The organism is Flavobacterium pectinovorum (assembly GCF_006438875.1).
Taxonomy (GTDB): Bacteria; Bacteroidota; Bacteroidia; order Flavobacteriales; family Flavobacteriaceae; genus Flavobacterium; species Flavobacterium pectinovorum_A.
On record NZ_RCZH01000009.1, the window covers coordinates 113,855 to 138,230 of the forward strand.

Annotated in this window: 20 protein-coding genes and 1 tRNA gene; 8 read left to right on the plus strand and 13 right to left on the minus strand. The window is 33.4% G+C overall.

Annotated features, from left to right (window positions below):
* The first annotated feature begins 17 nt into the window (after positions 1 to 17).
* From EAH81_RS14825 to EAH81_RS14835, 3 genes are all read left to right on the plus strand, one after another.
* Positions 18 to 938 carry an alpha/beta fold hydrolase gene (locus tag EAH81_RS14825; protein ID WP_140508424.1) on the plus strand — a complete coding sequence of 307 codons (921 nt, stop codon included), beginning with the start codon at positions 18 to 20 and terminating at the stop codon, positions 936 to 938.
* A 168-nt stretch (positions 939 to 1,106) separates the two neighbouring features.
* Positions 1,107 to 1,463 carry a hypothetical protein gene (locus EAH81_RS14830; RefSeq protein WP_140508427.1) on the plus strand — a complete coding sequence of 119 codons (357 nt, stop codon included), beginning with the start codon at positions 1,107 to 1,109 and terminating at the stop codon, positions 1,461 to 1,463.
* Between the two features lie 83 nt (positions 1,464 to 1,546).
* A complete protein-coding gene (locus EAH81_RS14835) occupies positions 1,547 to 2,758 on the plus strand; it encodes a cytochrome c3 family protein (protein ID WP_140508429.1) in 1,212 nt (403 codons plus the stop codon).
* Here the strand turns inward: EAH81_RS14835 and EAH81_RS14840 are convergent, their stop codons facing one another.
* From EAH81_RS14840 to EAH81_RS14850, 3 genes are all read right to left on the minus strand, one after another.
* Positions 2,759 to 3,502, minus strand: a complete 744-nt coding sequence (locus EAH81_RS14840; RefSeq protein WP_140508431.1) for a UDP-2,3-diacylglucosamine diphosphatase — start codon at positions 3,500 to 3,502, stop codon at positions 2,759 to 2,761. It abuts the gene before it with no gap.
* A 92-nt stretch (positions 3,503 to 3,594) separates the two neighbouring features.
* Positions 3,595 to 4,047 carry a 6-pyruvoyl trahydropterin synthase family protein gene (locus EAH81_RS14845; RefSeq protein ID WP_140508434.1) on the minus strand — a complete coding sequence of 151 codons (453 nt, stop codon included), beginning with the start codon at positions 4,045 to 4,047 and terminating at the stop codon, positions 3,595 to 3,597.
* 139 nt (positions 4,048 to 4,186) lie between these two features.
* Complete coding sequence (locus EAH81_RS14850; RefSeq protein ID WP_140508436.1) at positions 4,187 to 4,951, minus strand: enoyl-CoA hydratase/isomerase family protein; 765 nt, start codon at positions 4,949 to 4,951, stop codon at positions 4,187 to 4,189.
* Positions 4,952 to 5,056: 105 nt separating this feature from the next.
* Between EAH81_RS14850 and EAH81_RS14855 the strand changes: the two genes are divergently transcribed.
* From EAH81_RS14855 to EAH81_RS14865, 3 genes are all read left to right on the plus strand, one after another.
* A tRNA-Ala gene (locus EAH81_RS14855) sits at positions 5,057 to 5,130 on the plus strand.
* A gap of 457 nt (positions 5,131 to 5,587) precedes the next feature.
* Positions 5,588 to 6,529 (plus strand): helix-turn-helix domain-containing protein, encoded by a 942-nt coding sequence (locus EAH81_RS14860; RefSeq protein ID WP_241676570.1) that lies wholly within the window; start codon positions 5,588 to 5,590, stop codon positions 6,527 to 6,529.
* A 157-nt stretch (positions 6,530 to 6,686) separates the two neighbouring features.
* Positions 6,687 to 8,168 (plus strand): serine hydrolase domain-containing protein, encoded by a 1,482-nt coding sequence (locus EAH81_RS14865; RefSeq protein ID WP_140508440.1) that lies wholly within the window; start codon positions 6,687 to 6,689, stop codon positions 8,166 to 8,168.
* Positions 8,169 to 8,461: 293 nt separating this feature from the next.
* Here EAH81_RS14865 and EAH81_RS14870 read toward each other — a convergent pair whose 3' ends face one another.
* The 3 genes from EAH81_RS14870 to pyrH form a co-directional block, all read right to left on the minus strand.
* Entirely contained in the window at positions 8,462 to 10,957 is a 2,496-nt protein-coding gene (locus tag EAH81_RS14870; RefSeq protein WP_140508443.1) for a DUF5686 family protein, read from the minus strand.
* Positions 10,958 to 11,075: 118 nt separating this feature from the next.
* On the minus strand, positions 11,076 to 11,639 hold the full coding sequence (frr, locus tag EAH81_RS14875; RefSeq protein ID WP_140508445.1) for a ribosome recycling factor: 564 nt from the start codon (positions 11,637 to 11,639) through the stop codon (positions 11,076 to 11,078).
* Positions 11,640 to 11,714: 75 nt separating this feature from the next.
* Positions 11,715 to 12,422 (minus strand): UMP kinase, encoded by a 708-nt coding sequence (gene pyrH / locus EAH81_RS14880; protein ID WP_026983543.1) that lies wholly within the window; start codon positions 12,420 to 12,422, stop codon positions 11,715 to 11,717.
* Positions 12,423 to 12,612: 190 nt separating this feature from the next.
* Here pyrH and EAH81_RS14885 point away from each other — a divergent pair, with 190 nt between their 5' ends.
* Complete coding sequence (locus EAH81_RS14885; RefSeq protein ID WP_140508447.1) at positions 12,613 to 13,230, plus strand: thioredoxin family protein; 618 nt, start codon at positions 12,613 to 12,615, stop codon at positions 13,228 to 13,230.
* 406 nt (positions 13,231 to 13,636) lie between these two features.
* Here the strand turns inward: EAH81_RS14885 and EAH81_RS14890 are convergent, their stop codons facing one another.
* From EAH81_RS14890 to EAH81_RS14920, 7 genes are all read right to left on the minus strand, one after another.
* Positions 13,637 to 14,176 carry a hypothetical protein gene (locus tag EAH81_RS14890; protein WP_140508449.1) on the minus strand — a complete coding sequence of 180 codons (540 nt, stop codon included), beginning with the start codon at positions 14,174 to 14,176 and terminating at the stop codon, positions 13,637 to 13,639.
* A 13-nt stretch (positions 14,177 to 14,189) separates the two neighbouring features.
* A complete protein-coding gene (gene truB / locus EAH81_RS14895; RefSeq protein WP_140508451.1) occupies positions 14,190 to 14,879 on the minus strand; it encodes a tRNA pseudouridine(55) synthase TruB in 690 nt (229 codons plus the stop codon).
* The gene (locus EAH81_RS14900; protein ID WP_140508453.1) at positions 14,879 to 15,685 is read right to left on the minus strand and encodes an undecaprenyl-diphosphate phosphatase; all 807 of its coding nucleotides are present in this window, start codon (positions 15,683 to 15,685) and stop codon (positions 14,879 to 14,881) included. Before EAH81_RS14900 ends, truB begins: the two co-directional genes overlap by 1 nt.
* Before the next feature lie 97 nt (positions 15,686 to 15,782).
* Positions 15,783 to 16,037 (minus strand): DUF3098 domain-containing protein, encoded by a 255-nt coding sequence (locus EAH81_RS14905; RefSeq protein WP_140508455.1) that lies wholly within the window; start codon positions 16,035 to 16,037, stop codon positions 15,783 to 15,785.
* Between the two features lie 84 nt (positions 16,038 to 16,121).
* Entirely contained in the window at positions 16,122 to 16,997 is an 876-nt protein-coding gene (locus EAH81_RS14910; RefSeq protein WP_140508457.1) for a cell division protein FtsX, read from the minus strand.
* 831 nt (positions 16,998 to 17,828) lie between these two features.
* Positions 17,829 to 20,384 carry a TonB-dependent receptor gene (locus tag EAH81_RS14915; protein WP_140508460.1) on the minus strand — a complete coding sequence of 852 codons (2,556 nt, stop codon included), beginning with the start codon at positions 20,382 to 20,384 and terminating at the stop codon, positions 17,829 to 17,831.
* A 98-nt stretch (positions 20,385 to 20,482) separates the two neighbouring features.
* Positions 20,483 to 20,830 carry a winged helix-turn-helix domain-containing protein gene (locus tag EAH81_RS14920; protein WP_140508462.1) on the minus strand — a complete coding sequence of 116 codons (348 nt, stop codon included), beginning with the start codon at positions 20,828 to 20,830 and terminating at the stop codon, positions 20,483 to 20,485.
* A 275-nt stretch (positions 20,831 to 21,105) separates the two neighbouring features.
* Between EAH81_RS14920 and leuS the strand changes: the two genes are divergently transcribed.
* Positions 21,106 to 23,973 carry a leucine--tRNA ligase gene (gene leuS, locus EAH81_RS14925; protein ID WP_140508464.1) on the plus strand — a complete coding sequence of 956 codons (2,868 nt, stop codon included), beginning with the start codon at positions 21,106 to 21,108 and terminating at the stop codon, positions 23,971 to 23,973.
* Positions 23,974 to 24,376 lie beyond the last annotated feature (403 nt).

Here is a 24,376-nt window from a genome sequence, read left to right on the forward strand (position 1 = left end):
TATCAAAATACTGAATAATGAAAAAAATACTATTGCCTTTCTTTTTTATACTTTCCTTTTTTGCAAATGGACAAAATCTATACATTAAAACATACGGAAACGAAAAAGACAAAGCTGTCATTTTTATTCACGGCGGACCAAGTGGAAATTCGACTTTGTTTGAAAGTACAACGGCTCAAAAATTGGCTGATCTGGGATTTTATGTCTTTGTTTATGATAGAAGAGGCGAGGGAAGATCTGCTGATCCTGAGGCAAAATTTACTTATCAGGAAGCTTTTCAGGATTTAAATGCCATTTATAAAGAATATCATTTAAGTAAAGCGATACTTTTAAGTCATAGTTTTGGAGGTTTGGTTGCAACTCTTTATACCGAAAAGTATCCACAGAATGTAAGCGCACTTGTTTTGGCTGGCGCTTTATTTTCCCAACAGGAAACTTATGATCATATTTTAAATTCCCTGACTAAAAAATATACTAAGAATCTAAATTCTGAGGGACTTAAGAAAATAAGCTCTATTGAAAAATTGAATAAAAATTCAGCTGAATATAGAAAAGCCTGTTTTGATTTGGCTGGAGAAAATGGTTACTTTAAAATGCCAAATCCTACCGAAGCATCAAAAAAATTATATGCCGATTACGAAGCAGGCGAATTTTTCAAAAACAATATCCGAAATAAAAACGCCCCATTACTTTTCTATCAAAACGAAAAGAAAAACAATATTGACACAAGATCATCTTTGAAGAAAATAAAAGCCAAAGGAATTCCCGTTTTTGCTATTTATGGTAAAGAAGACGGAGTTTTTTCAACCGGACAAATCAATTCTATTAAAAGTTTAGTTGGCGATAACCATTTTGCTTTATTAAACAATTGCTCGCACTATTTATTTGTTGACCAGCAAAATGAATTTCTATCAGATATAAAAAAGTGGCTAAAGTAAGCGGATTCACCATATAAGTTATATAAGTTCATTTAAGCATGATTGAGAAAACTTAAATGAACTTATATAACTTATATGGTAGAATATTTTTTTTGCAATATTTTATGAATCTTTTATTTAGAATTAATATAAATAATATTTATATTTGTTGGAATAAAATGTTTTACGATGAGAGAAATAGAGCAAATATATCATAACAACTTCGGAATTTCCTTTTACTGGAAAAAGGAAAATACAACTATACTAGACAAAGTACAATTGGTATTTAAGGAAACCGGTTTCTATTTTACAGTTCAGGAATTAAATCATTTTTGCGATTTAATCGAAGATAGTATGATCGAAAATGCTTGTTGCGAAGCTTGCGAATTAAAATATTCGTGCCATAAATTTTTATTGAAAACGCCTTGTAATTCTATAGATCTGGCTGTTTCTATGACAGAACTTAAATCGATTAAAGATTTGGTTGAAGGTTCTTTATTCCGAATTGATCTGGATGAATATGTTTACGGAGTTGGGATGAATTAAGAAACATTCTAAATATTTTAACAACAATTTTTCATTATTGAAATGTATTTTGATTTTATACAAAAAAAAGTATATTTACAGCAATGAAAAAAACATGCATTTTCTTTGCTATACTTGTTTTGGCCGTTTTTTTATCAAACTGCACAAACAAATCTGATGAATATATTGATCCTCGCGGCACTGATTACGCAGGTTCAGAAAGTTGTATTGATTGTCATAAAACACAATATGACATGGCTTTGCAAAGTTCTCACTTTAAGGCAACTGCTCCTGCAATTTTAGGTAATGTTCTGGGTGATTTTGATAAAAAAGATCACGTTTTTATCTATGATAAAAACACCAAATTGGTTATGGAACAACGCAATGACAGTCTTTATCAGGTTTTGTATAAAAACGGAAAAGAAGTTGAAGCGCATCGTTTTGAAATCGTTTTTGGCACTAAACATGCTCAAACTTCCGTTTATTGGCGCGAAAATAATACTTATGAATTACCTGTTTCTTATTATAGTTCTATAAAAGGTTGGGCTACAAGTCCGGGATTTCCTGCTGATAAACCTTATTTTGACCGAATGGTGATGAAGGATTGCTATTCCTGCCATGCTTCAAATATTAGTAGTCGAAATGTAGGGCAGAAATCAACAGAAAAAACTTTTATGTCTATGGACGTTGAAGATATTATTGATCCTAAAACAATTGTTTATGGAATTGATTGTGAGCGTTGCCATGGACCAGCAAAGGCACATGTTGAATTTCATGTTAAAAATCCAGATGTAAAAGTTGCCAATAGTATTACAAGTTATAAATCATTAAATCGGGAACAAAAACTCGATGCTTGTGCACTTTGTCACGCAGGAAATGACGGAATGAAATTGAAATCCCGTTTTGATTTTAAACCCGGAAATAGTTTGTCTGACTTTTATAGAGAAACAAGAAGTATCACTGATACAGCAAAATTCGATGTACACGGAAATCAATTTCGTTTGATGTCGCAAAGCAAATGTTTCATTAATAGCGAAAAAATGGATTGTATCACCTGTCATAATCCTCACGAAAATGCTTCTAAAAACATAGCTTCGTATTCTAAAATTTGCATGAGTTGTCATCAGGGTTTAAAACATACTGAAACGACTCTAAAAACAATGTCAGGAAGCTTATTGGCTACTAATTGTGTAGAATGTCATATGCCGAAAAAATCATCGGGAGCCATTAAATTTCAACTTTCTAATAGTAAACAATTATCGAATTATATTTTGAGAACGCACAAAATTGGAATTTATCCAGCGAATCAGAAATAATTATTGTTCGAATTTTTGAAGTTCAAAAGTTTCACCATCAAAAACACCATAGGTAAAATACCCAATCCAGTCGCCCAGATTTATGTATTTTGATTCTTCTCCCACAGGAATAATCATAGGTAAGTGGCGATGTCCGAAAATGAAATAATTATAATGTTTAGTTTCAAGTTTGCGTTTTGCATACAAAACCAGCCATTCGTTTTCTTCACCCAGAAATTTTACATCTTCATCTCCTGAAATCAATTTGTTTTTTACGGATAAATATTGGGCTAAACTCACACCAACATCAGGATGTAACCAACGGAAAAGCCATTTTGAAAACGGATTTGTAAATACCTTTTTCATTCGTTTATAGCCTTTGTCTCCGGGACCTTTTCCGTCGCCATGACCAATTAAAAAAGTTTTTCCGTTGAAGGTAAATTCTTTGTTATCATGATAAACCGGAATGTTTAATTCAGTTTGAAAGTAATCATTCATCCATAAATCATGGTTTCCCACAAAAAAATAAATCGGAATTCCACTGTCACGAATTTCGGCCAGTTTGCCTAAAACGCGTACAAAACCCTTTGGAATAACGGTTTTGTATTCGAACCAAAAATCAAATAAATCACCTAATAAAAAAATAGCTTCTGCATCTTGTTTTACGACATCTAACCAAGCAACAAATTTTTGTTCACGAGGCAAACTCAATTCGGGAGTTGGAGCTCCAAAATGCTGATCAGAAGCGAAATATACTTTTTTCATTGAAGAAGTTATAAGTTATTGGTTATGAGTTAAGCGACTCAACGCTTGGAATTTGGAATTTATCCTAAAACTTCAGGATTGGAATTTAATTTTTAGATATTATCAGAAGCGTACCATTCGGCAAACGACGATTCAGTTTCTTGAAGTTTTAGTGAAAAAAGAGAAATTCCGGCAGGCAAACGTGCAATGATTCTATCGGCAAAATCTACAACCATATTTTCGCTGGTTGGCTGATAATCAACTAAAATAACGTGATGGCCACGATTTTTTAATTCATTTGCCAATTCGATATGCGGAGTTGTTTCGTTAAAAACCGTAGCGTGATCAAACTGATCGACAATCTCTTCTTTTACAATTTTCTTTAGATCCGAAAAATCAATTACCATTCCGAATTTTACATTTGATCGATCCATAATTGGCGAACCAATAACGGTTACCGACAATTTATAACTGTGACCGTGAACGTTTTTGCATTTTCCATCATAACCGTACAAAGCATGTCCGGTTTCGAAACTAAATTGTTTTGTAATTCTGATATTACTCATCGATTTGAATTTTAGGTTGCAAATTTACGAATTAATAACCGTTTAAATAATAAATTCCAAATAAAGAAAAATTCCAAATTCCAATAAGAATCGAATGCAATTGGAATTTGGAATTTAAAAATATTGGAATTTACCCTTTCTATTTTTTAAATTGCCTCAAGGCATTTCTGCTGAAATCGGATAAAACTAATTTTCCGGTAATTGCGGCACGTTCAACAAGTAGTGATTCCCAATGTTCTGTTCCTTCCCAGATAATTTTTTTCATTTCGAATAAAGCTTCAGGATTGTATGAACTTAGTTTTTCTGCGAAATTTTTGACGGCAATATCCAGTTCATTTGCATCGTGAAGCGATGCATAAAGTCCGTTTTGAAGCGCCCAGTTTGCCGATTTCCATTCGTGTGCGGCAAGTGTCATTTCGGACATTGCTGTTTTTCCAATTTTTCGGGTCACTGCGGGCTCAATCACAAACGGACCAATCCCAATGGCAAGTTCAGATAGTTTTATGGCACTTTCCGTTGTAGCTATAGCATAATCGCAAGCAGCAATAATACCAACGCCGCCACCAACAGCTTTGCCCTGAACGCGGCCAATAATTATTTTAGAACAAGTGCGCATTGCATTTAATAAATGAGCAAATCCGGAGAAAAACTCTTTTCCCTGTTCTTCATTTTCTACCGCCAGAAGCTCATCAAAAGAGGCGCCGGAACAAAACGCTTTTGCGCCTTCGCTTTGTAAAACAATAACTGAAACGGTTTCTTTTTGGCTTAATAAATTAATTTCGGCAGTTAAACGATTTAATAATTCACGAGGAAAAGAATTGCTTGCGGGATGACCAAATTGTACTGTTGCGACAGCATTATGAAAAGTAGTTTCTAAAGAACCATTTTGATTTTCTGAACTCATAAAAATAGATTTGATCGTAAAGTTACGGTTTTGCAAAATATTTTCGGGAGAAGCGATTTGAAATTTGTTTTTTGAAAATTAATTGACTTTATTTGCTAACGCTTTGGGGGATTAGCTCATTTGGCTAGAGTACTTGCCTGGCAGGCAAGGGGTGACCGGTTCGAATCCGGTATTCTCCACAAATATTTTTAAGTCTATAAATCTTGATTTATAGACTTTTTTTTGTGCCTTATAGTTTTTTTCTTAGATAATTATGGAATGTTTTTTATGTTTAATTTGCTGATTTTTAGATGTGTTTTTTAAATTGTCAGTGTGAGATTTATAATTTCTAAAACCAAAGAATATTTTACTATTTTTGAATAGATTAGCAAACCTTTGTTTTGCATTTATAAGCGTTGCAATAATTATAAACCCTAATAATACCAATAGAAGATAATGAATGTTAAGATTGATTTATTAATTATTGTAACGGTAGTTTCCTTATTTATTTCATTATTTCTTGCATTTTTTTTGTTTTCAGTTAAAACAAAGCATAAAACAAGTAATTATCTTTTTGCTGCTTTTTTAATATTATGCGCAATAGATACCAGCCAAACTTTATTTAACTTAATAATTGATAAACCTTCAAATTTTGGAATGTTAAGAGGCTTATTTGCTTTCTTGCAAATTCCTGTTTTTTACCTATATGTATTATCTGTTTGTTATTCTGATTTTAAGCTTAAACCTAAACACTTATTGCATTTGCTTCCATTTGTAATTGCAAATGCAATTTTGATACCTCGTTTTTATGCTGTAGATGATACTTCTAAAATTAATTTTATTAAAGGTTATCAAAAAATGATTGAGATACAGTTCAATCATATTCTTATACATGTTCAGTTAATTGTATATATTATTGCTGTTTTTATGGTTTTAAGAAAAGCAAAAAAACTATATCTGGAAAATTGTGCAGGTACAAGTATTAGTTCTTATAATTGGCTGTTTCAGTTTACAGTTGTACTAACTATTTTGTATTCAGGCGCTCTTTTAAAAAATATTTTCAAGTTCTCTGATTATCCCTACATTTCTGAATGGATAAAAATTGGACTTCTCGTATTTCAGTTGCTTATTGTTTGTTGGTATTTGTTTAAAGCATTAAATAATCCCGGTTTGTTTAGGAGTATTGATTCGAAATTAAAACTGGTTTCGGATATTGTTTTAGAAGAAAAAAATAAGGAGCAATTAGCTGTAAGTGAAAAAGAATACAACGAAGAATTATTGAAATTGCAGCACTATATGGTCGAAGAAAAACCGTTTCTAAATCCTTCTTTAACGATTCAGGATGTTTCTGCAACTATTGAAATTCCTGTTCGGGATTTATCTCTTTTAATTAATCATAAATTAGAACAGCATTTTTACGATTTCGTTAATACCTATCGTATTGAGGAAGCTATGGAAATTTTAAAAGATACTACAAAAAGTAAGATGACTGTTTTAGAAATTCTATATGAAGTAGGTTTTAATTCAAAATCTTCTTTTAATACTGCTTTTAAAAAACATACCGGTGATACGCCAACTGTTTATCGTAAAAGCGCTTAAAGTCAGTGTTTTGTAATTATTCGTACGCGTAGTTTTAATTATTCGTACTTATTTTTCGTGACAAATGCGTTCGAGTGTTTTTATTCGGTCGCACAGGTTTAATTTCTCCCACATCTTTGTATCGAAATAAATTTTTAACCTTAAAAATTACGATACGATGAAAAACATTATTTACCTATTACTTCTTGTAGTGACAATTGCAAGTGGTCAAACAAACCAAAAAGTATTATCAAAAGAAAGAGATTATAGCTTTCTTACGGACAGTTTAAATATTGATAAACAATTAGAAAAATATAAACTTGCCGGATTTAGTGTTGTTGTTTTTGAAAACTATGAGATTGTTTACTCAAAGCAATTTGGAGTGAAATCAATAAATTCTAAAGAGAAAATAGATAAAAAAACTACTTTTTCTACAGCTTCAATTTCAAAACCTGTTACTGCGCTTCTTTGCTTTATGCTTGAAGAGAAAGGATTGCTTAATTTAGACGCTCCAATAGATGGTTATCTAAAACGCTGGCATTTGCCAAAGAGTAAGTTTACCGAAAATAACAGCCCAACCTGGAGACAATTTCTTAATCATACGGCTGGGACAAGTCAAGGTGGATTCTCAGATTATTATGAAGGCGATACAATACCAACAATAAAGCAAAGTCTTTTAGGAAAGATTCCGCGTTATGATAAAGAAATTGAATTCTTGTTTACGCCCGGAACAAGTTGGGAATATAGCGGTGGCGGTTATGTAATTGTTCAAATGGCATTAGAAGACACTTTTAATATATCTATCGCAGAACTTGCTGCTGCATATATTTTTTCACCTCTTGGTTTGAAAAATACTACAATGATTCAGCCTGATGAAAAAGGATTTCCAACGAATGTAGCTTTCGTTCACGATGAAAATGAAAAGGTTATTAGAACAGGTTTGCCAATCACGCCGCAAGTTGCCGCATCAGGAATGTGGTCTACACCTACTGATTTGGCCAAATTTGCTATTGAGATGCAAAATGCTTTGCGCAATAAAAACAATAAAGTGATTTCTCATAATGTTGCAACAAAAGTTACAGAAGTAACCGCCTTAAAAGATGCTGTGGGCGGCTGGAGTTATGGATGGCAAAAGTCCTTTGGATATAATAACTATGATTGGTTTATATGTAATGGTTCAAATACAGGAGTTGGAGGCAGTGTTTTTGCTACTATGAAAGATGGAAACGGTTTTACATTTCTAACTAATGGCGAAAAACCAAATCGTTTTCCTGTGATGACTCAAACTCAAAGAAAGATTCTGAGTGTGATGGGTTGGGATAATAAAGTTTCTAATGAAGAAATTCAGGAAATGCCTTTAGATCTAAAAGAAAAACTAATTGGGACTTATGATGATTTTCTTTATGGACAGGGAGTGGAAACCAAAATTGTAGAAAAGAACAATCGACTTTATGTTGAATCTCTGTTAGTGGAACATTTTAAAGGGAAAAATGATGCTGAGTTAGTGTATCTTAAAAATGGATTATTTAAAATTATAGATTATCCAAACTTGTTGAAATTTGACTTTAAGGATGGGAAATTGAATTCAGTAATTTTAATAAGAGGCAATATGACTACAGAAGGTAAATTAAAGCCTAAAGAAAAACTTGCTAAACGTTAATGGTAATCTAAAAAAAAACTAGGWATTCTTATTAATGAGAAAAGTTTCTTTTGAAACCCAAAGCCCTAGCCCTGATGGGAACGGCATCCTTTTTATTCGCTTTTTAGCGGATAAAAAGATATAGTGGACAGCAGGAAATAGCTCCTGAAAATTAACAACTAAATTTAGAGAGTCTTTAGATATTCACCTTTGTCAAAGTTTTAAAACTTTGACAAAGGTTTACCCAATCTTGTCATCCCTCGTTCTTCGGAATGACAAGATTGTGGTTATGTTAGTTGTATGTAAAAGTCACATTACAACCCTAAATCAAGAACATAAGAGATCTTAACGGCGATATTGTCTTCAAATTTCAATAACTGATTTGGTCCATACCGATAAAATCCGCCCAGACCGAAACCTTTAAAAATCTTGTTTAATTCGATACCGGATTCAAAGAAACCTTTGTCCAGTGTTTTGTATGTTGGACCAACATGTTGTTCCGGATTTTTCATATTTCCCCAAGCCATTCGGGTTACAAGAACCAATGATGGACGAACTTTTTTGAAGATTGTAATTCGGTCAAAACCATGTTTGATTTGGAAAAATATATATTGACTGGAGAAAAACTCATTAAAATACATGGTTTCAAAACTGTTTCTACCCGCAAAAGTAATACGCTGAATAACGGTTTCTTTCGTTAAGTTATTAGGCATTGTGTTGTACAAATGCGTAATTGGAACATCGCCCATTGCGTAACCTCCCTGAAGGAGTAAACTGGTTTTTTGACCGTTTAAATATTTTTTTTCATACTCAGTCTTGAAATCGATCTTGCCAAAATTAAAGTCGTTTTCTAAAACATTTGGTAACGATTGTGTGTACTGAAAGGTAAATCGTGGGAATCTTTTTTCGGACTCATTTCTTCCGGTTGGTGTTTGCATGAAATCGCTAAAAGGTGCCCAAACAATCGAAACCATTGCCGTTGTCATGATATAGTTGGAGTACAATTTTCCGTTTAGATTAAAAAGATAATCAAATTCCGGCTCAACATATGTTCGGGCTAATTCTAAAACAGCTTCGGTTTTCGGAATAATTTTAGTCTGAACGTTGGCTTTCCAACTAATGTATTTGTAGAAAGTACTAATGTTAATTGGTCGTGGATCATAAATTTTAAAGACACGTTTGTCAACCGCAAAAACAGTACTTGCAATCTCACGAACATCATCTGTATAAGAACCGTTTATCCAAGTATTGGTACTTTTATCCAGCAAAACGCCCGAACCAATACTGTATTTAACTTCGCCATCTTTGGTTCCGTAAGCAGAATATCCTTCAATTCTAAAGCTTTTAGAAAAACGATCATTTGTGATTCCGCCCAAACCAAGACGAAAACCTTCATAATTATTGTAACTGATAATTTTTTTCAAGTCCAAATCAACAGGTCCAATTGGGAAATAACCATTAATAATTTTTCGTCCAAGACCTAAACGCTTTTCAATTCTTCGCTTAACAGAAAGACTGTCTAATAATTGATATGTTTTTTGGCTTTTCAGGTCCAAAATCTCTTTTCTGTAGGTATTCCAGAATTCTTCCGGTTTTTTGCTGGCATCGTCTTTAATTTCGATATAAAGAGATGGATTTTTTATTGGGCTGGTTGTGTTGTAATGGATATCAAAATTATTACTCTCTGAAAGTAAATAGGTAAAATCAGAAGCAGACTTTTTTCTCGGTTCAAAATTATCTTCAACATCTCCGTCAAACTGAATCGTTCCGCCTAAAATCTTGATATCATCATCATTCTTTCCTTTTACGATTTTGAATGTTGTGTTGCTTTGAAACCAGATTTTCTCACTCGGGACATATTCAAATTCATGGATTCCGCTAATGTCCAGAACGCCTTTTATTCGCATTACCGCTTTGGCTACAGCAAAATTTTCCTGATCAATATATAAAACACCTTCTAAACCTGATGATCTTCTTTTTTGTTTATTTTTAAAGTAAATCATATAAGTTTCGCGTCCTTTTATATTTACAGTATCCAATAATTTGTAGTTGTAATTTAAAGTAGCACTGTTAGAAATTGGGTTTTCATATTTGGTTTCGAACAATTCATATTTAGAATCGTAAATCGAAATAGATTGCAAGTTGAATGCAATAATCTCATAAATAGGCTGTTTGAACCCTGCAATTTTGGTTCCCATAACAGTTTCTTTGAGTTTGTGATCTCCAAATTGATACTGAGAAACTTTCTCTGTTTGAAACAAGTGCTGCTTGCTTATAATTTCCTTGAACTTATAATCTGAGGAATCGATGTTGATTTCTTTTTTATTGAAATCTTTATACGCTGCAGAAGAATCAATTCTGCCATCAATAGAGTCAGGATTTGCTGTTACAATCAGTTTATTGTATGTTTTGTATTCAAAACTGTTTAGCCTTTTTTGGGGATTGTTTTGGTTTTTATTGGCTATAACTTTCCTTATTATGGTCAAAGCCGGATTCTCGTTAGAAACAACGACTTCTTTTAAGTCATCTGTTTTTTGAGAAAGAGAAATAGAATAAAACTTTTTGTTTGCTGTTACCGCAATGATTTTAGTTTGAAAACCAATATAGGAAACGGCAAAAGTGGTTGTTTTCTCGGCTATTTTAAAATCAAACTTTCCGTCAACATCTGTAATAGTATTGTTGTTGTCCGGGGTTGTTATGGTAGCAAAAGGAAGAGGTTTGTTATTTGGATCCGTTACAATTCCGTTTATTTGAAATTGCGCCTGGATACTAAGCGTAAAGAACAAAGTCAAAAAACAAAATAGCTTCATAAGAGGATTATAGTTTCAAAAACGAAAACAATGTGTTTTTGGTATGCAAAAATAAGAATAAAAAAATCCGTCTGGTATAATTTTAACCAAACGGATTTTTAATTTGTTATTTCAAAAATTAAACTTTCATGATTTCAGCTTCTTTTGCTGCCAACAATTCGTCAATTTTTCTGATATAAGTATTGGTTAGATTTTGAACTTGTTCCTCAGCTGATTTACAAACATCTTCTGAAGTTCCTTCTTTTTCTAATTTTTTAATGTCAGTATTAGCATCTTTACGCACGTTACGAACACCAATTTTTGCATCTTCAGCCTCAGATTTTGCTTGTTTTGCTAAATCTTTACGACGCTCTTCTGTCAAAGGCGGAACGCTAATAATGATTACATCACCATTATTCATTGGATTAAAACCGATGTTTGCAATCATAATTGCTTTTTCGATTACGTGCAGCATGTTTTTTTCAAAAGGCTGCAATGTGATTGTTCTGGCATCAGGAACACTAATTTTTGACACTTGCGAAAGTGGTGTTGCTGAACCGTAATAATCTACAAAAACACTTCCAAGCATTGCCGGAGAAGCTTTTCCTGCACGAATATTAAGAAACTCTTTCTCTAAATGCGCAATCGAACCATTCATTGATTCTTCTGTACTATCTAATATAAATTCTATTTCTTCAGTCATTATTTTAAGTTTTCAGTTTTCATTCTCAGTTTTCAGTTCAGGTCGGCAATTGCGACTGTAAACTGTTGCTGATGACTATATATTTACTACCGTTCCTATGTTTTCGCCTTCACAGATTTTCAAAAGGTTACCAATTTTGTTCATATCAAAAACAACGATCGGTAATTTGTTTTCCTGACTAAGTGTAAAAGCGGTTGTGTCCATTACGTTAAGTCCTTTTTTAAGAACATCATCAAACGAAATGAAATCGAATTTTACTGCAGAAGCATTTTTTTCAGGATCACAATCATAAACACCATCAACACGTGTTCCTTTTAGGATAACATCAGCATTGATCTCAATTCCTCTTAAAACTGCTGCAGTATCAGTTGTGAAATATGGATTTCCGGTTCCGGCTCCAAAAATTACAATTCTTCCTTTCTCAAGGTGACGATCTGCTCTTCTTTTGATATATGGTTCTGCAATAGATTCCATTTTCAAAGCAGTTTGTAAACGCGTTTTCATTCCTTTGTCTTCAAGCGCGCCTTGTAACGCCATTCCGTTAATTACGGTTGCAAGCATTCCCATATAATCGCCTTGTACTCTATCCATACCCGCGCTTGCACCGGCAACGCCTCTAAAAATATTTCCTCCTCCAATAACAATAGCAATTTCTACTCCTTTACTGTGAATTTGCTTAATTTCTTCAGCATATTCGGCTAGTCTTTTAGGGTCAATTCCGTATTGTAAATCACCCATTAAGGCTTCGCCGCTAAGTTTTAGAAGAATTCTTTTATATTTCATGTTCGTGTTGCGTTAATTTGTGCAAATATAGACATATTCTGATTTTTAAAAATAATGTTTACAAAAAATTAATTGCTCTTTTCTTTTTATGGAAATAAAGCTTTTATAATTTATTTCTGTTGAATCTGATAAATGTCATTCTTGGGTCTGCTTTTAATTTGTAAATTTATCATAATCAAAACGAACCCTTATGAAAAGTATTGTAGCCAAAGCGTTATTCAACAGTTATTCTTATGCAGAATATCGAAAATTAGTTACCGATTTATTGTCAGAAGGGAAATCAACAGGAAATGAACAATCTGAGAGTTTAACCCATTATACAAGTCTGAATGAAGCCAGAATGAATCGATTGGAGAAAACAATCAAGATTTCTGAAGAGGTAATTTCGAAACTACAAAACTTAGACAATCATTATATTTGGCTGGTATTATCTGAAGGATGGTGTGGCGATGCCGCTCAAATACTTCCAATTATTGATAAAATGGCGCATGAATCGAATAAGAAAGTTGATCTTAGGATTGTATTGCGCGATCAAAATGACGATTTGATGAGTTATTATCTCACTAATGGCGGAAGAGCAATCCCAAAAGTTGTCGTAATTTGTAAAGAAGCTGGAATTGTTCGCGCCGATTGGGGACCAAGACCAAAAGGAGCTACGGAATTAATGGCGAACTACAAAAAAGAATTTGGTGTTATTGACGAAAAAATCAAAACCGATTTGCAATTATGGTATTTGGCAGATAAAGGAGTTTCTGTTCAGGAGGAATTAGTTGAAATTATGGAAAATATTAAATATAACCGATTGTAATTTTTGCATTAAAAAAATCGTTGAAACGCTATGTTTTTCGGGCAATCAACTGAAAATTAGAATTTTGACAGTAAAAAATGTATTAAAATATTTTTTAACTAACCTAAAATTTTGTAACTTGCTCATATAATCCCACTTCTACTATTTGCTTTCTGACTTACTCTTTTTATTGGTGTTTCTTTAATATTAAACAATTAAAAAATACACTATCATGAAAAAGTTATTCGACAAGTTTTACGATTTTATTTCAGGTTTATTGTTTGGCGGAAAAAATATACCTCACTATTAATTCCAAAAAGGGTCAAGTATGGAATAACTTTACTTTAGCTTAGAAGTGAGCACATTACTATTGCCTTATTTGTAGTGTGCTTTTTGTTTTATTCTAATTAAGGACGTATTAGATTAATTAATAATCAAAACTTAGAATTGATACACCTAAATTAATACTATTGATGCTTTCCTCATTGTGAAGTACAATGTCGTATTGGGCAGTTTCTATAAAGATAGTGAAATCATCAGTGCCTATTCCGATTCTTAGTTTTCGATATTCTCCGCTTAAGTTTCCGCGACCTAATGCAAATCCTTTTCCATAACCTGCTTGCGCTGTTAGTCTGGTGTTTTCGCCTACTTTAGGGTGAAATCCTAAATTTAGATAAATAGGAACGGCAACAAGTTTATCGTCCCATTTCCAATCTACTCCGCTATGAATTCCCAGAGTAATCCATTTTTTGTACTGAACACCGTATCCAATTTTTGAGCCTAAACCATCGGGAACAAACCAGTCTTGATTTTTTTGTCCGGGATAATCTTCTGATTCATATCTTTCAGTATTACCTGTTAAGGAAGCAGAAACGTCAAATTGAATGTAAGTGATTTTTTTATTTTGTGCCTGAACAAATGAATTTGCAAAAAAAACAAATACAAACGTAGACAAAAAATATTTCATATTTGGGATGTTTTTATTGAAGACTTTGTTCAAACAATGTAATGTCAATTGCATTTTTTACGTCATAATCTCCGATTTTAGTTCGGCGTAAAGCAGTTAGATGCGACCCTGAATTCATGGCCTTTCCAAAATCAAAAGCAAGAGAACGAATGTAAGTTCCTTTACTGCAAACAACTCTAAAATCAATTTCGGGTAATGCAATTCTCGTAATTTCGAATTCGTGAATAGTTGTTTTTCTGCTAGCAATTTCTACCGTTTCTCCGGCGCGTGCGTGTTCGTACAAACGAACTCCATCTTTTTTGATTGCAGAAAAAATTGGTGGTTTTTGATCGATTTCGCCAAGAAACTGTTTTACTGTTTCGTGAACCAAAACTTCATCAATATGAGAAATTGAAAAAGTTTCATCGATTTCGGTTTCTAAATCATACGATGGAGTAGTGGCTCCAATATAAAAAGTTCCCGTATATTCTTTGGCCTGACCTTGAAGTTCAGAAATTCGTTTGGTAAATTTTCCGGTACAAATCAATAACAAACCTGTTGCCAAAGGATCTAAAGTTCCGGCATGACCAATTTTGAACTTTTTTGGAAGTCCGACTTTATTGATCAAAAGGTATTTTAATTTATTGACAGCTTGAAACGAACTCCATTTTAAAGGTTTGTCTATCAGTAAAATTTGTCCGTCTAAATATTCTTCAGTTGTCATTAGCTTACTGTTAGAGGATGTATGAAAAAGTGAATTACCAATAAGGCAATTCCAAGAATTATTCGATAATATCCGAAAAATTTAAATCCATTTTTAGTTAGAAATCCAATGAAAAATTTTATTGACGCATAAGCTACTATAAAAGCAACAATGTTTCCAATTGCTAAAATTCCTAAATTATCTGTACTTAAAACTTCTGGAGAATTTTTATAAACATCATAAATGCTTTTTACTGTTGCAGCCATCATGGTTGGTACTGCAAGAAAAAATGAAAATTCGGCTGCTGTTTTTCGAGTTAATCCTTGTTGCATTCCACCAATTATTGTAGCTGCGCTTCGACTTAATCCTGGAAAAACAACTGCTAATGTTTGGTAGCAACCAATTAAAAAAGCTTTTTTATTGCTTATCTCTGCGTCGTCATTAATAATTGGATTGGTAAACCATTTGTCTACAAAAATCAGAATAATTCCACCAAGTAAAAGTATAATAGCAATAAAAATTGGTGTTTCCAGCATTGCCTCAATATGCTTTTTGAAAAGCCCACCGATAATTAAAGCTGGAATAACAGCAATGATTAATTTGATATAAAATTGAATTCTACTAAAGTCAAAGAATTTTTTCCAGTAGATAACTACAACTGATAAAATTGCAGCTAATTGAATAACTATTTCAAAAAGTTTTGTAAAATCATCTTTTGCAATTCCCATAAAAGATGAAGCAATAACCATGTGACCAGTTGAAGAAACAGGTAAAAATTCTGTGATTCCTTCAATTATGGCAAGAATGATAGCTTGTAATGTATTCATTTAATTTAGATTGTTAGATTATTAGACTTCTTAGAGGTCAGACTTTTTAAAGAGATTAATCTAAAGATCTAAGTTGTCTAAGCAGTCTAAAGAAAGTCTATTTAGATTTTTTGAAAATAGAATAAATAGTGATTCCAAAACCAATTAGAACCGTTGTTGGCGCTAAACGAATACGTCTAAAATTGAAAATTTCTTCATTAAAAACATTCGGATTATCACTTCCTCCACCAGACATTAAGATAAAACCTAAGGCGATAACACCAATTCCGATCAAAAGGATTTTGTAGTTAATACCATCAAAAAGGAATTCTTGTTTTTGTGGTTGTTCTGTATTGTTATTATTGTCTTTCATTTTGTCATTGCGAGGAACGAAACAATCTCAACCTCTTTATTTAAGTTTATTTTTAATCTAAAGTCTAAAATCTACAATCTGAAATTAATAAAGATCGTCAGTTCTTAAATTCAGGAAACGTTGTGTTGCAAAGTGTGTACTTACCCAAGTAATCAAAACTCCTAATCCAAAAACAGCTAATAAAACCAATCCTATTAACGCCTTGTCTTCTAAAATTCCTAATCCCGGGAAATTGGTTTCTACATATAGTAAAACTCCAATTAAGGCAATAATAGCCAATCCCGCACCTAACATTCCTAATTTTACACTACGCATTACAAATGGTTTACGGATAAACGATTTTGTAGCACCAACCATTTGCATGGTTTTGATAATAAAACGATTCGAATGAATAGATAAACGTAAGGAGCTATTGATTAATAAAACCGCAATTATCGCAAGGAAACCGCTGATAATCAAAATCCACATACTTACTTTTTTGATATTGTCATTTACCAGATTTACCAATTGTTTGTCATAAACAATATCTTCGATCATCGTGTTTTGACGTAAGTTGCTTTCGATTTTAGAAATACTGTCTCTCTCAACATAATCAGCTTTTAAGTGAATGTCATACGAATTCAATAATGGATTTTCTCCCAAAAAGGTTAGGAAATCTTCACCAATAATATCGGTATGTTCTTTTGCGGCTTTTTCTTTAGAAACATAAGCATAAGATCTTGCGAAAGGTGCTCTTTTCAATTCGGTGTTGAATGCTTTTATCACACTATCATTAGCCTCATTTTTAAAGAAAACCGTCATTGCGATTTTTTCTTTAAAATCATTGGCCAGTTTTCTAGAATTGATAATGAATAATCCCAATACTCCTAAAAGGAATAATACCAGAAATACACTTAACACAACCGAAAAATAAGAGGAAATTAACCTGCGCTTTTGAAATTTATCAAAGTTAGAACTCATAGTTTGCTTAAATTATGTGGTAAAAATAATAAAGTATTTCTTTATTTAAAGTTAATAACGATCAAACTTTTAACTTTCGTACAATAAATATACGATTAGATAATTTATAAAAAGTTTATTTAACCGCAAAATGAGTTTGAGTTTTACCGCAAACTGAATGTGGTTTAACCGCAAAGTTCACCAAGTTTTTTATATACGAGCTTTTCATAAAACACAAAGTTCACAAAGCTTTGTGCTGATGCAGCTTTGTGAACTCTGTGTTTTCTATGCAGAATACAATATTAAATCTTGGCGTTCTCGGTGTTTGATTTCTTATGCTAAAAGTTGAGTTTTTTAACCACAAAGAAGGCAAAGTTTATCAGCCACGAATTTGCTTCGCCATTTCGCTATCGCTCGGGCAATGTCATTAAGTTAAGGAAAATAGCTTTAAAATTGTAGTTAGTAAATCTCTCACAAAAGCATAAAATCGCAAAAATTTTGTCGTTTCGACGAAGGAGAAATCACATAACGTTGCTCGACAACAGTGCGTTCTCCCCGCGTGTGATTTCTCCTCCGTCGAAATGACAAAGCAGGTAGATAAGCATTCTAATAATTTGTGAAAATTTGTGAAATTTGTGGTTAAAAAAATCATTTTAATCTATATAATCTGTGGCAAAAAATTAACCGCAAAGAGCGCGCAAAGTTTTTATTAGCAAGACATTATAAAAACACAAAGTTCGCAAAGCTTTGTGTTGATCTAGCTTTGCGAACTTTTCGTTTATTATACGTAACGAGTGATAAAAAACTTGGCGCACTTTGCGGTAAATTCTCTATCCCAAAATCGTGGTTAAATTATTTCGTTTCCCAAACCAATGACAGATAATACAATCCGCCAATTGATGGTCCGCCAAGTATTGATGTATAAGGTTTGTTTAAGATATTAGTCCCTCCTAATTTAGTTGTTAAACCCGTTTTTTTGAAATAATAATTTACTTGTGCGTCCATCGACCAATATGCAGGAACGGTTCCGCTAACCAAAAATGAAACATAATCAAAATTCGTTTGATATCTTGCTGTTGCACTTGCGCCAAGATTTTTCCAGATATTTTGTGCCATTAAAGTTCCGTTTACATTAAATTCCGGAGTATTAAAACCATCTTCCAGACCATCTTTATCGTCAGTTCGATCGAGTTTGGTGTACGTAAGATTGGTCAGGGCTGTAAAGATTTCATCAATTCGATATTTTAAACCTAAACTTGCGCCGTAATTGTAAATTTTACTTTTAGAATTTGTCCAAAGACGATATCTGTTTTGAGTATTTTTTGAATACAAAGCCGTCGGAATCTTACCAAGATCTGTTGTGTTTGGAATGCTGGCTTCAACTTGTGCAATAAAGTTTTTGTATGAGTTGTAATAAAAATCGGCATCAATAAGAAGATTTTTATTTAATGTAATTGCTTTAAAACCAAATTCAAATGATTTTACAAATTCCGGTTCTAAATACGTGTAAGGATTTTTTTGAATCGTATTTTTATTCTTTTCGATAGCTTGTGCCTGTGTTAAACCAAGAGTGTTTACATCACTATTTACCTGTGATTGAAATTTGTCTATAGAAGCTTTGGTATAGGAGTTTTCAAAAATTCCGTCAGACATAATTCGCAATCCGCCAACACGTTTTACACCTCCGGAATTTACATTGGAAAAACCTTCAAAAATACTCGGAAAGCGATATCCGTTTTGGTAAGATGCCCTAAAACTCAACGTTTCTTTTGGAGAATAAACGGCCGTAAATTGAGGTGTAAATTTAGTATCAAAATAATCGGCTTTATCCATTCTTATTGTGGCGCCCAATCGCAATTTTTCTTTGAAGAAATCTTTAGTCAGTTGAGTAAAAGCGCCTGTTTTTTGATACGTTAAATTTTCAGAAGCATTTACGGGATTGATAAAATAGTTTCCGTCCGGAACAATGATATATTCTCTGTAATCAAAACCACTTAATAATTTAGCTTCGATTTTATTAAAGAAAGAAGAGAACGCTTTATCCCAATTAATCAATCCTTCGCCATGAACCAAAGTCGATTTTACACGTAAAGCAGCGCCAATATCCCAATTATTTATATTAACTAATTCATTTTTCTTTTCTTCATATGCCGCCGTTCCGGGTTCAAAACGACCTTGATCTGATGATGTTCTGGCAATTTTATGTGCATCTGCAACACTTGCTCCGTTTGTAACTGCATTTTTGTAAGCAGTTGAGTAATCCGCAAACCATTTGTCATCAGATTTATAAGCGCGATCCATGTTTTCGGCAAGCGAACGCATATTGTATGAATCGCCTGTATTTTCAGTTGTTGCATAAGCTTTTACTTGAAAAATAGGTGTGTGATAATCAACCGAAAATTGGTTTAAAGTATAATTGTCTAATCGAAATCGGTTCGAACGCTGATAAATTGTATTAATTAATGCTGTTTTATAAGTCACCGCTAATTCGTTTCCTTTTTTTGGACGAAAATAAAAACCAACGTCAGCTTTATAGTTTTTTATATCATAATCTGAAATATCAGTTTCGCGATACCCTGTTCTGGCAACGACATAATTTTTACCGTTAAGATTTAGTGTTTTTCGATTTGCCGATTCATTTCCGTAACCATTCACTTCGTCGTAAGCCGGATTATCGGCACCATATAAATTGGTTGAAGCATTTGCCTTTGGCGCGAGATCAGTTCGATCATCCGCAACCCAATCCGTTCCGCCTGTAGTTGAAGCATTTATTTTGAAAGCGAATTTTTCATTAAATGCTTTTGCAAAACGTAAATTAAACTGTGAATACAATTTAGGCGAAAATCGGTCAATATTACCAACATGATTTATTCCGGTCAATTGCTGAATACTTATACCTTGATATTCAAAAGGATTTTTAGTCTGAATATTTGCTAATCCATTAATAGCGTTCATTCCGTACAAAGCGGCGGCAGTTCCAGGAATAATTTCTATTTTATCGATGTCGAGATCATTCGCGCCAAGCGCATTTGCAATTGGCGCACCCAAATGTGGCGCCTGATTATCAATTCCGTCAACTAATTGTGCAAATCTAACATTGGTCGAATTGGCAAAACCTCTTGTGTTAATTACTTTAAAGCCTAAACTTGGCGTAATAATCTGAACGCCTTTTACATTTTCAAGCGCTTCATAAATACTTGGAGATCCCATATTTTTGGCTTCTGCCGATTTCAATTGTTCAATACTTATAGGAGAACGCATTATTTTTTCGGAACGGCGGGAAGCTGTAATTACAATTTCGTTCAGCTCTTCTTTTTTAATGCTGTCTTGTGTTTTTTGATGAATTTCTGTTTGAGAAAAGCTTTTTAGGCAGATAAAAAATAAGAACAGGTATAATTTTAAGTTCATAATCAGAGTGTAATTTTCAGTATGTTTTGAAATGAATACTGAAGGTTAAAAAAATTGGTTTTGGTTATTTGGTTTTTTAAAAGGAATAATAAAGGGTTTTAAAATTTTAGATTCTGAGTTTCTTTTAAAGCAAAATCTTTAATGCGTTTTTCGACTTCGTAAAAAATGGTAATGGCTTTTTCTCCGGCTTCGGTTAGTTTAGCACCGCCACCGCCTTTTCCGCCAAGGAGTTTTTCAACTAAAGGAATTTCGGCGCGCTGGTTCATTTCTTCGACTAATTGCCACGCCTGACGATAAGCCATTTTCATTTCTTTTGCGGCATTGGTTATCGATCCCGTTTTTCGAATATTTTCGAGCAGCCAGATTTTTCCAATTCCTAAAAATGGTCCTTCGGTTTCTTCAATCCAAAGACGAACTTCAATAGAATATTTTTTATTATTACCCATTTGATTCTTTATTTATGCTGGACTGAAGTCCAGCCCTACAATATAATTTGTTCCTTCGGAACTTTAAATAGATTATTTAATTAAAAAATATTACTAAGTATTAAAATGCAAACATACGTATTTTTACGTAATTAAAAATAAGTATTTTGTTATTTTATTTGTTTGTCAACGAAATAGCTTTGGTACAATCTACAATAAATGTAAATTTGCGCCTTAATTCATTAAAGTGATGAAACCTTAGAACCTTTGTCACTTTGCAACTTTGAACCTTAAAAATGAAATACAATCCGAACGAAATCGAAGCGAAATGGCAAAAATATTGGGCTGAAAACCAAACTTTTGCTGCAAGTAATAATTCTGAAAAACCTAAACATTATGTGTTAGATATGTTTCCTTATCCGTCCGGAGCGGGATTACACGTTGGGCACCCGCTGGGTTATATTGCTTCAGATGTATATTCTCGTTTCAAAAGACATCAGGGATTCAATGTTTTGCACCCAATGGGATATGACAGTTTTGGATTACCTGCTGAACAATATGCGATACAAACCGGACAACGTCCCGAGGATACAACGCGCGTAAATATTGACGGTGGAGTTGATAAAGAAGGAAAGCAAATTGCCGGATATAGAAAACAATTGGATAAAATTGGGTTTTCATTTGATTGGAGTCGTGAAGTACGAACTTCAAATCCTGATTATTATAAACATACACAATGGATTTTTATCCAATTATTCAATTCGTGGTATTGCAGAAAACAAGGAAAAGCATTTGAAATTTCGGAGCTTGTAAAAGTTTTTGAAGAAAGTGGAAATGCTTTAGTTGAAGCCGTATGCGATGATAATGTTGCGATTTTTACACCTGAAGAATGGAATTCTTATTCTGAAGATCAGAAAGAAAAAATACTTTTGCAATACAGAATGACTTATTTGGCTGAAACAGAAGTAAACTGGTGCCCCGGTTTAGGAACTGTTTTGGCAAATGACGAAATCGTAAACGGAGTTTCTGAGCGCGGTGGATATCCGGTTATTCGTAAAAAAATGACACAATGGAGCATGCGTATTTCTGCTTATGCAGAGCGTTTGTTGCAAGGATTAAATGATATTGACTGGAGCGAATCTATTAAAGAATCACAAAGAAACTGGATTGGAAAATCGGTTGGAGCTTTAGTAACTTTTAATGTGAAAGACCATAATGAAGTTATCGAAGTTTTTACTACCAGACCCGATACAATCTTTGGAGTAACGTTTATGACTTTGGCGCCAGAACATGATTTGGTTGCGAAAATTACAACTCCGGAACAAAAAGCGGCTGTTGAAGCTTATATTGAAAAAACAGCAAAACGTTCAGAGCGTGAGCGTATGGCAGATGTAAAAACGATTTCTGGTGTATTTACCGGAGCTTATGCAGAACATCCTTTTACAAAAGAAGCGATTCCGGTTTGGATTGGAGATTACGTTTTGGCAGGTTATGGAACTGGTGCTGTAATGGCGGTTCCTTGTGGAGACGAAAGAGATTATGCTTTTGCAAATTTCTTTAAGCACGAGAAAGGAATGCAAGAAATCAAAAATATTTTCGCTAACGTTGATATTTCTGAGGTGGCTTATGGCTCTAAAGACAATGTTGAAATTGCAAATTCTGATTTCTTAAACGGATTAAATTATAAAGAAGCTACTCAGGCTGCAATTACAGCTTTGGAAAAAATAGGACAAGGAAGCGGAAAAACAAATTACCGTTTGCGTGATGCTGTTTTCTCTCGTCAGCGTTATTGGGGAGAACCATTTCCGGTGTATTATGTAAATGGTTTGCCAAAGATGATCGATGCGCAACATTTGCCAATTGTTTTACCTGAAGTAGAAAAATATTTACCAACCGAAGATGGTTTGCCTCCGTTAGGAAATGCAACAGTTTGGGCTTGGGATACAAAAAACAATAAAGTTGTCAAGACAGATTTAGTAGATCATGTAACGATTTTTCCTTTAGAATTGAACACAATGCCAGGTTGGGCAGGAAGTTCTTGGTATTGGATGCGTTATATGGATGCACATAACGAAAACGAATTTGCAAGCAAAGAAGCTTTAGCCTATTGGGAAAGTGTTGATTTGTATATTGGAGGAAGCGAACACGCAACCGGACATTTACTATATTCTCGTTTCTGGAACAAATTCTTAAAAGACAAAGGTTTTGCTCCAACCGAAGAACCATTTAAAAAACTGATTAATCAGGGAATGATTTTGGGGACAACAGCTTATGTTTATAGGTTAGAAGGAACAAATACTTTCGTATCTAAAAATAAAATCGCAGATCAAAATGTTCAGCCAATACGTGTTGATGTTCATTTTGTGAATTCGTCTGATGAACTAAATATCGAAAAATTCAAAAACTGGAGAGAGGATTTTAACACTGCAGAATTTATTTTTGATGAAAACGGAAAATACATTGTGGGTCGTGAAGTCGAAAAAATGTCGAAATCATACTATAATGTAGTAACTCCTGATGATATCTGTAATGAATATGGTGCTGATACATTACGTTTGTACGAAATGTTCTTAGGGCCATTAGAGCAGGCAAAACCTTGGAATACCGCTGGAATCTCAGGTGTATTTGGTTTCTTGAAAAAATTATGGAGATTGTACTTTGATGAGAATAACGGTTTAATCGTAAACAACGATGCACCAACAAAAGACAACTTAAAATCATTACACAAAACCATTAAAAAAGTAGCAGAAGATATTGAGAGTTTCTCTTTTAATACCTCAGTTTCTCAGTTTATGATTTGTGTAAACGAATTGTCAACTCAAAACTGTCATTCGAGAGCAATCTTAGAACCTTTAGCAATTTTGGTTTCACCTTATGCACCACATATCGCTGAAGAACTATGGTCGCAATTAGGAAACACGGAATCAATTGCAACAGTTGCTTTCCCGGTTTTTGAAGCTAAATATTTAGTTGAAACCAATAAAGAATATCCAGTTTCTTTCAACGGAAAAATGCGTTTCACAATCGAATTGCCTTTGGATCTAACCGCAGCACAAATCGAAGAAATCATCATGAAAGACGAAAGAACACTACGTCAGTTAGATGGTAAAACACCAAATAAAGTGATTATTGTTCCTGGGAAAATTATTAACCTTGTAGGGTAAATAAAAATTCCAATATTATAAATTCCAAATTCCAATTCTCGTTGGGGTTTGGGATTTTTTTTTGGGCTAGTTTGTCATTTCGACCGAAGGGAGAAATCACACTTGAAACTCCGCACAGAATGTTGCTAATCTTTGTCGAGTCACAAGTGTGATTTCTCCCTTCGGTCGAAATGACAAGATTGTAGTCTTTCTTTGTTTTTTTTTTTTTTTTCGCCACGAATTTCACAAATTTTCACCAATTCAATTCGTGTTAATTCGTGGAATTCGTGGCAAAATTTTACCCTACTCAAATTGGAATTTGGAATTTCTATCATTGGAATTTCCCCGTAAATATTGGAATTTGGAATTTGAAATATTGGAATTTATTTTTTTTCAAAAAAATCTGTAACATTTTAAAACCTCT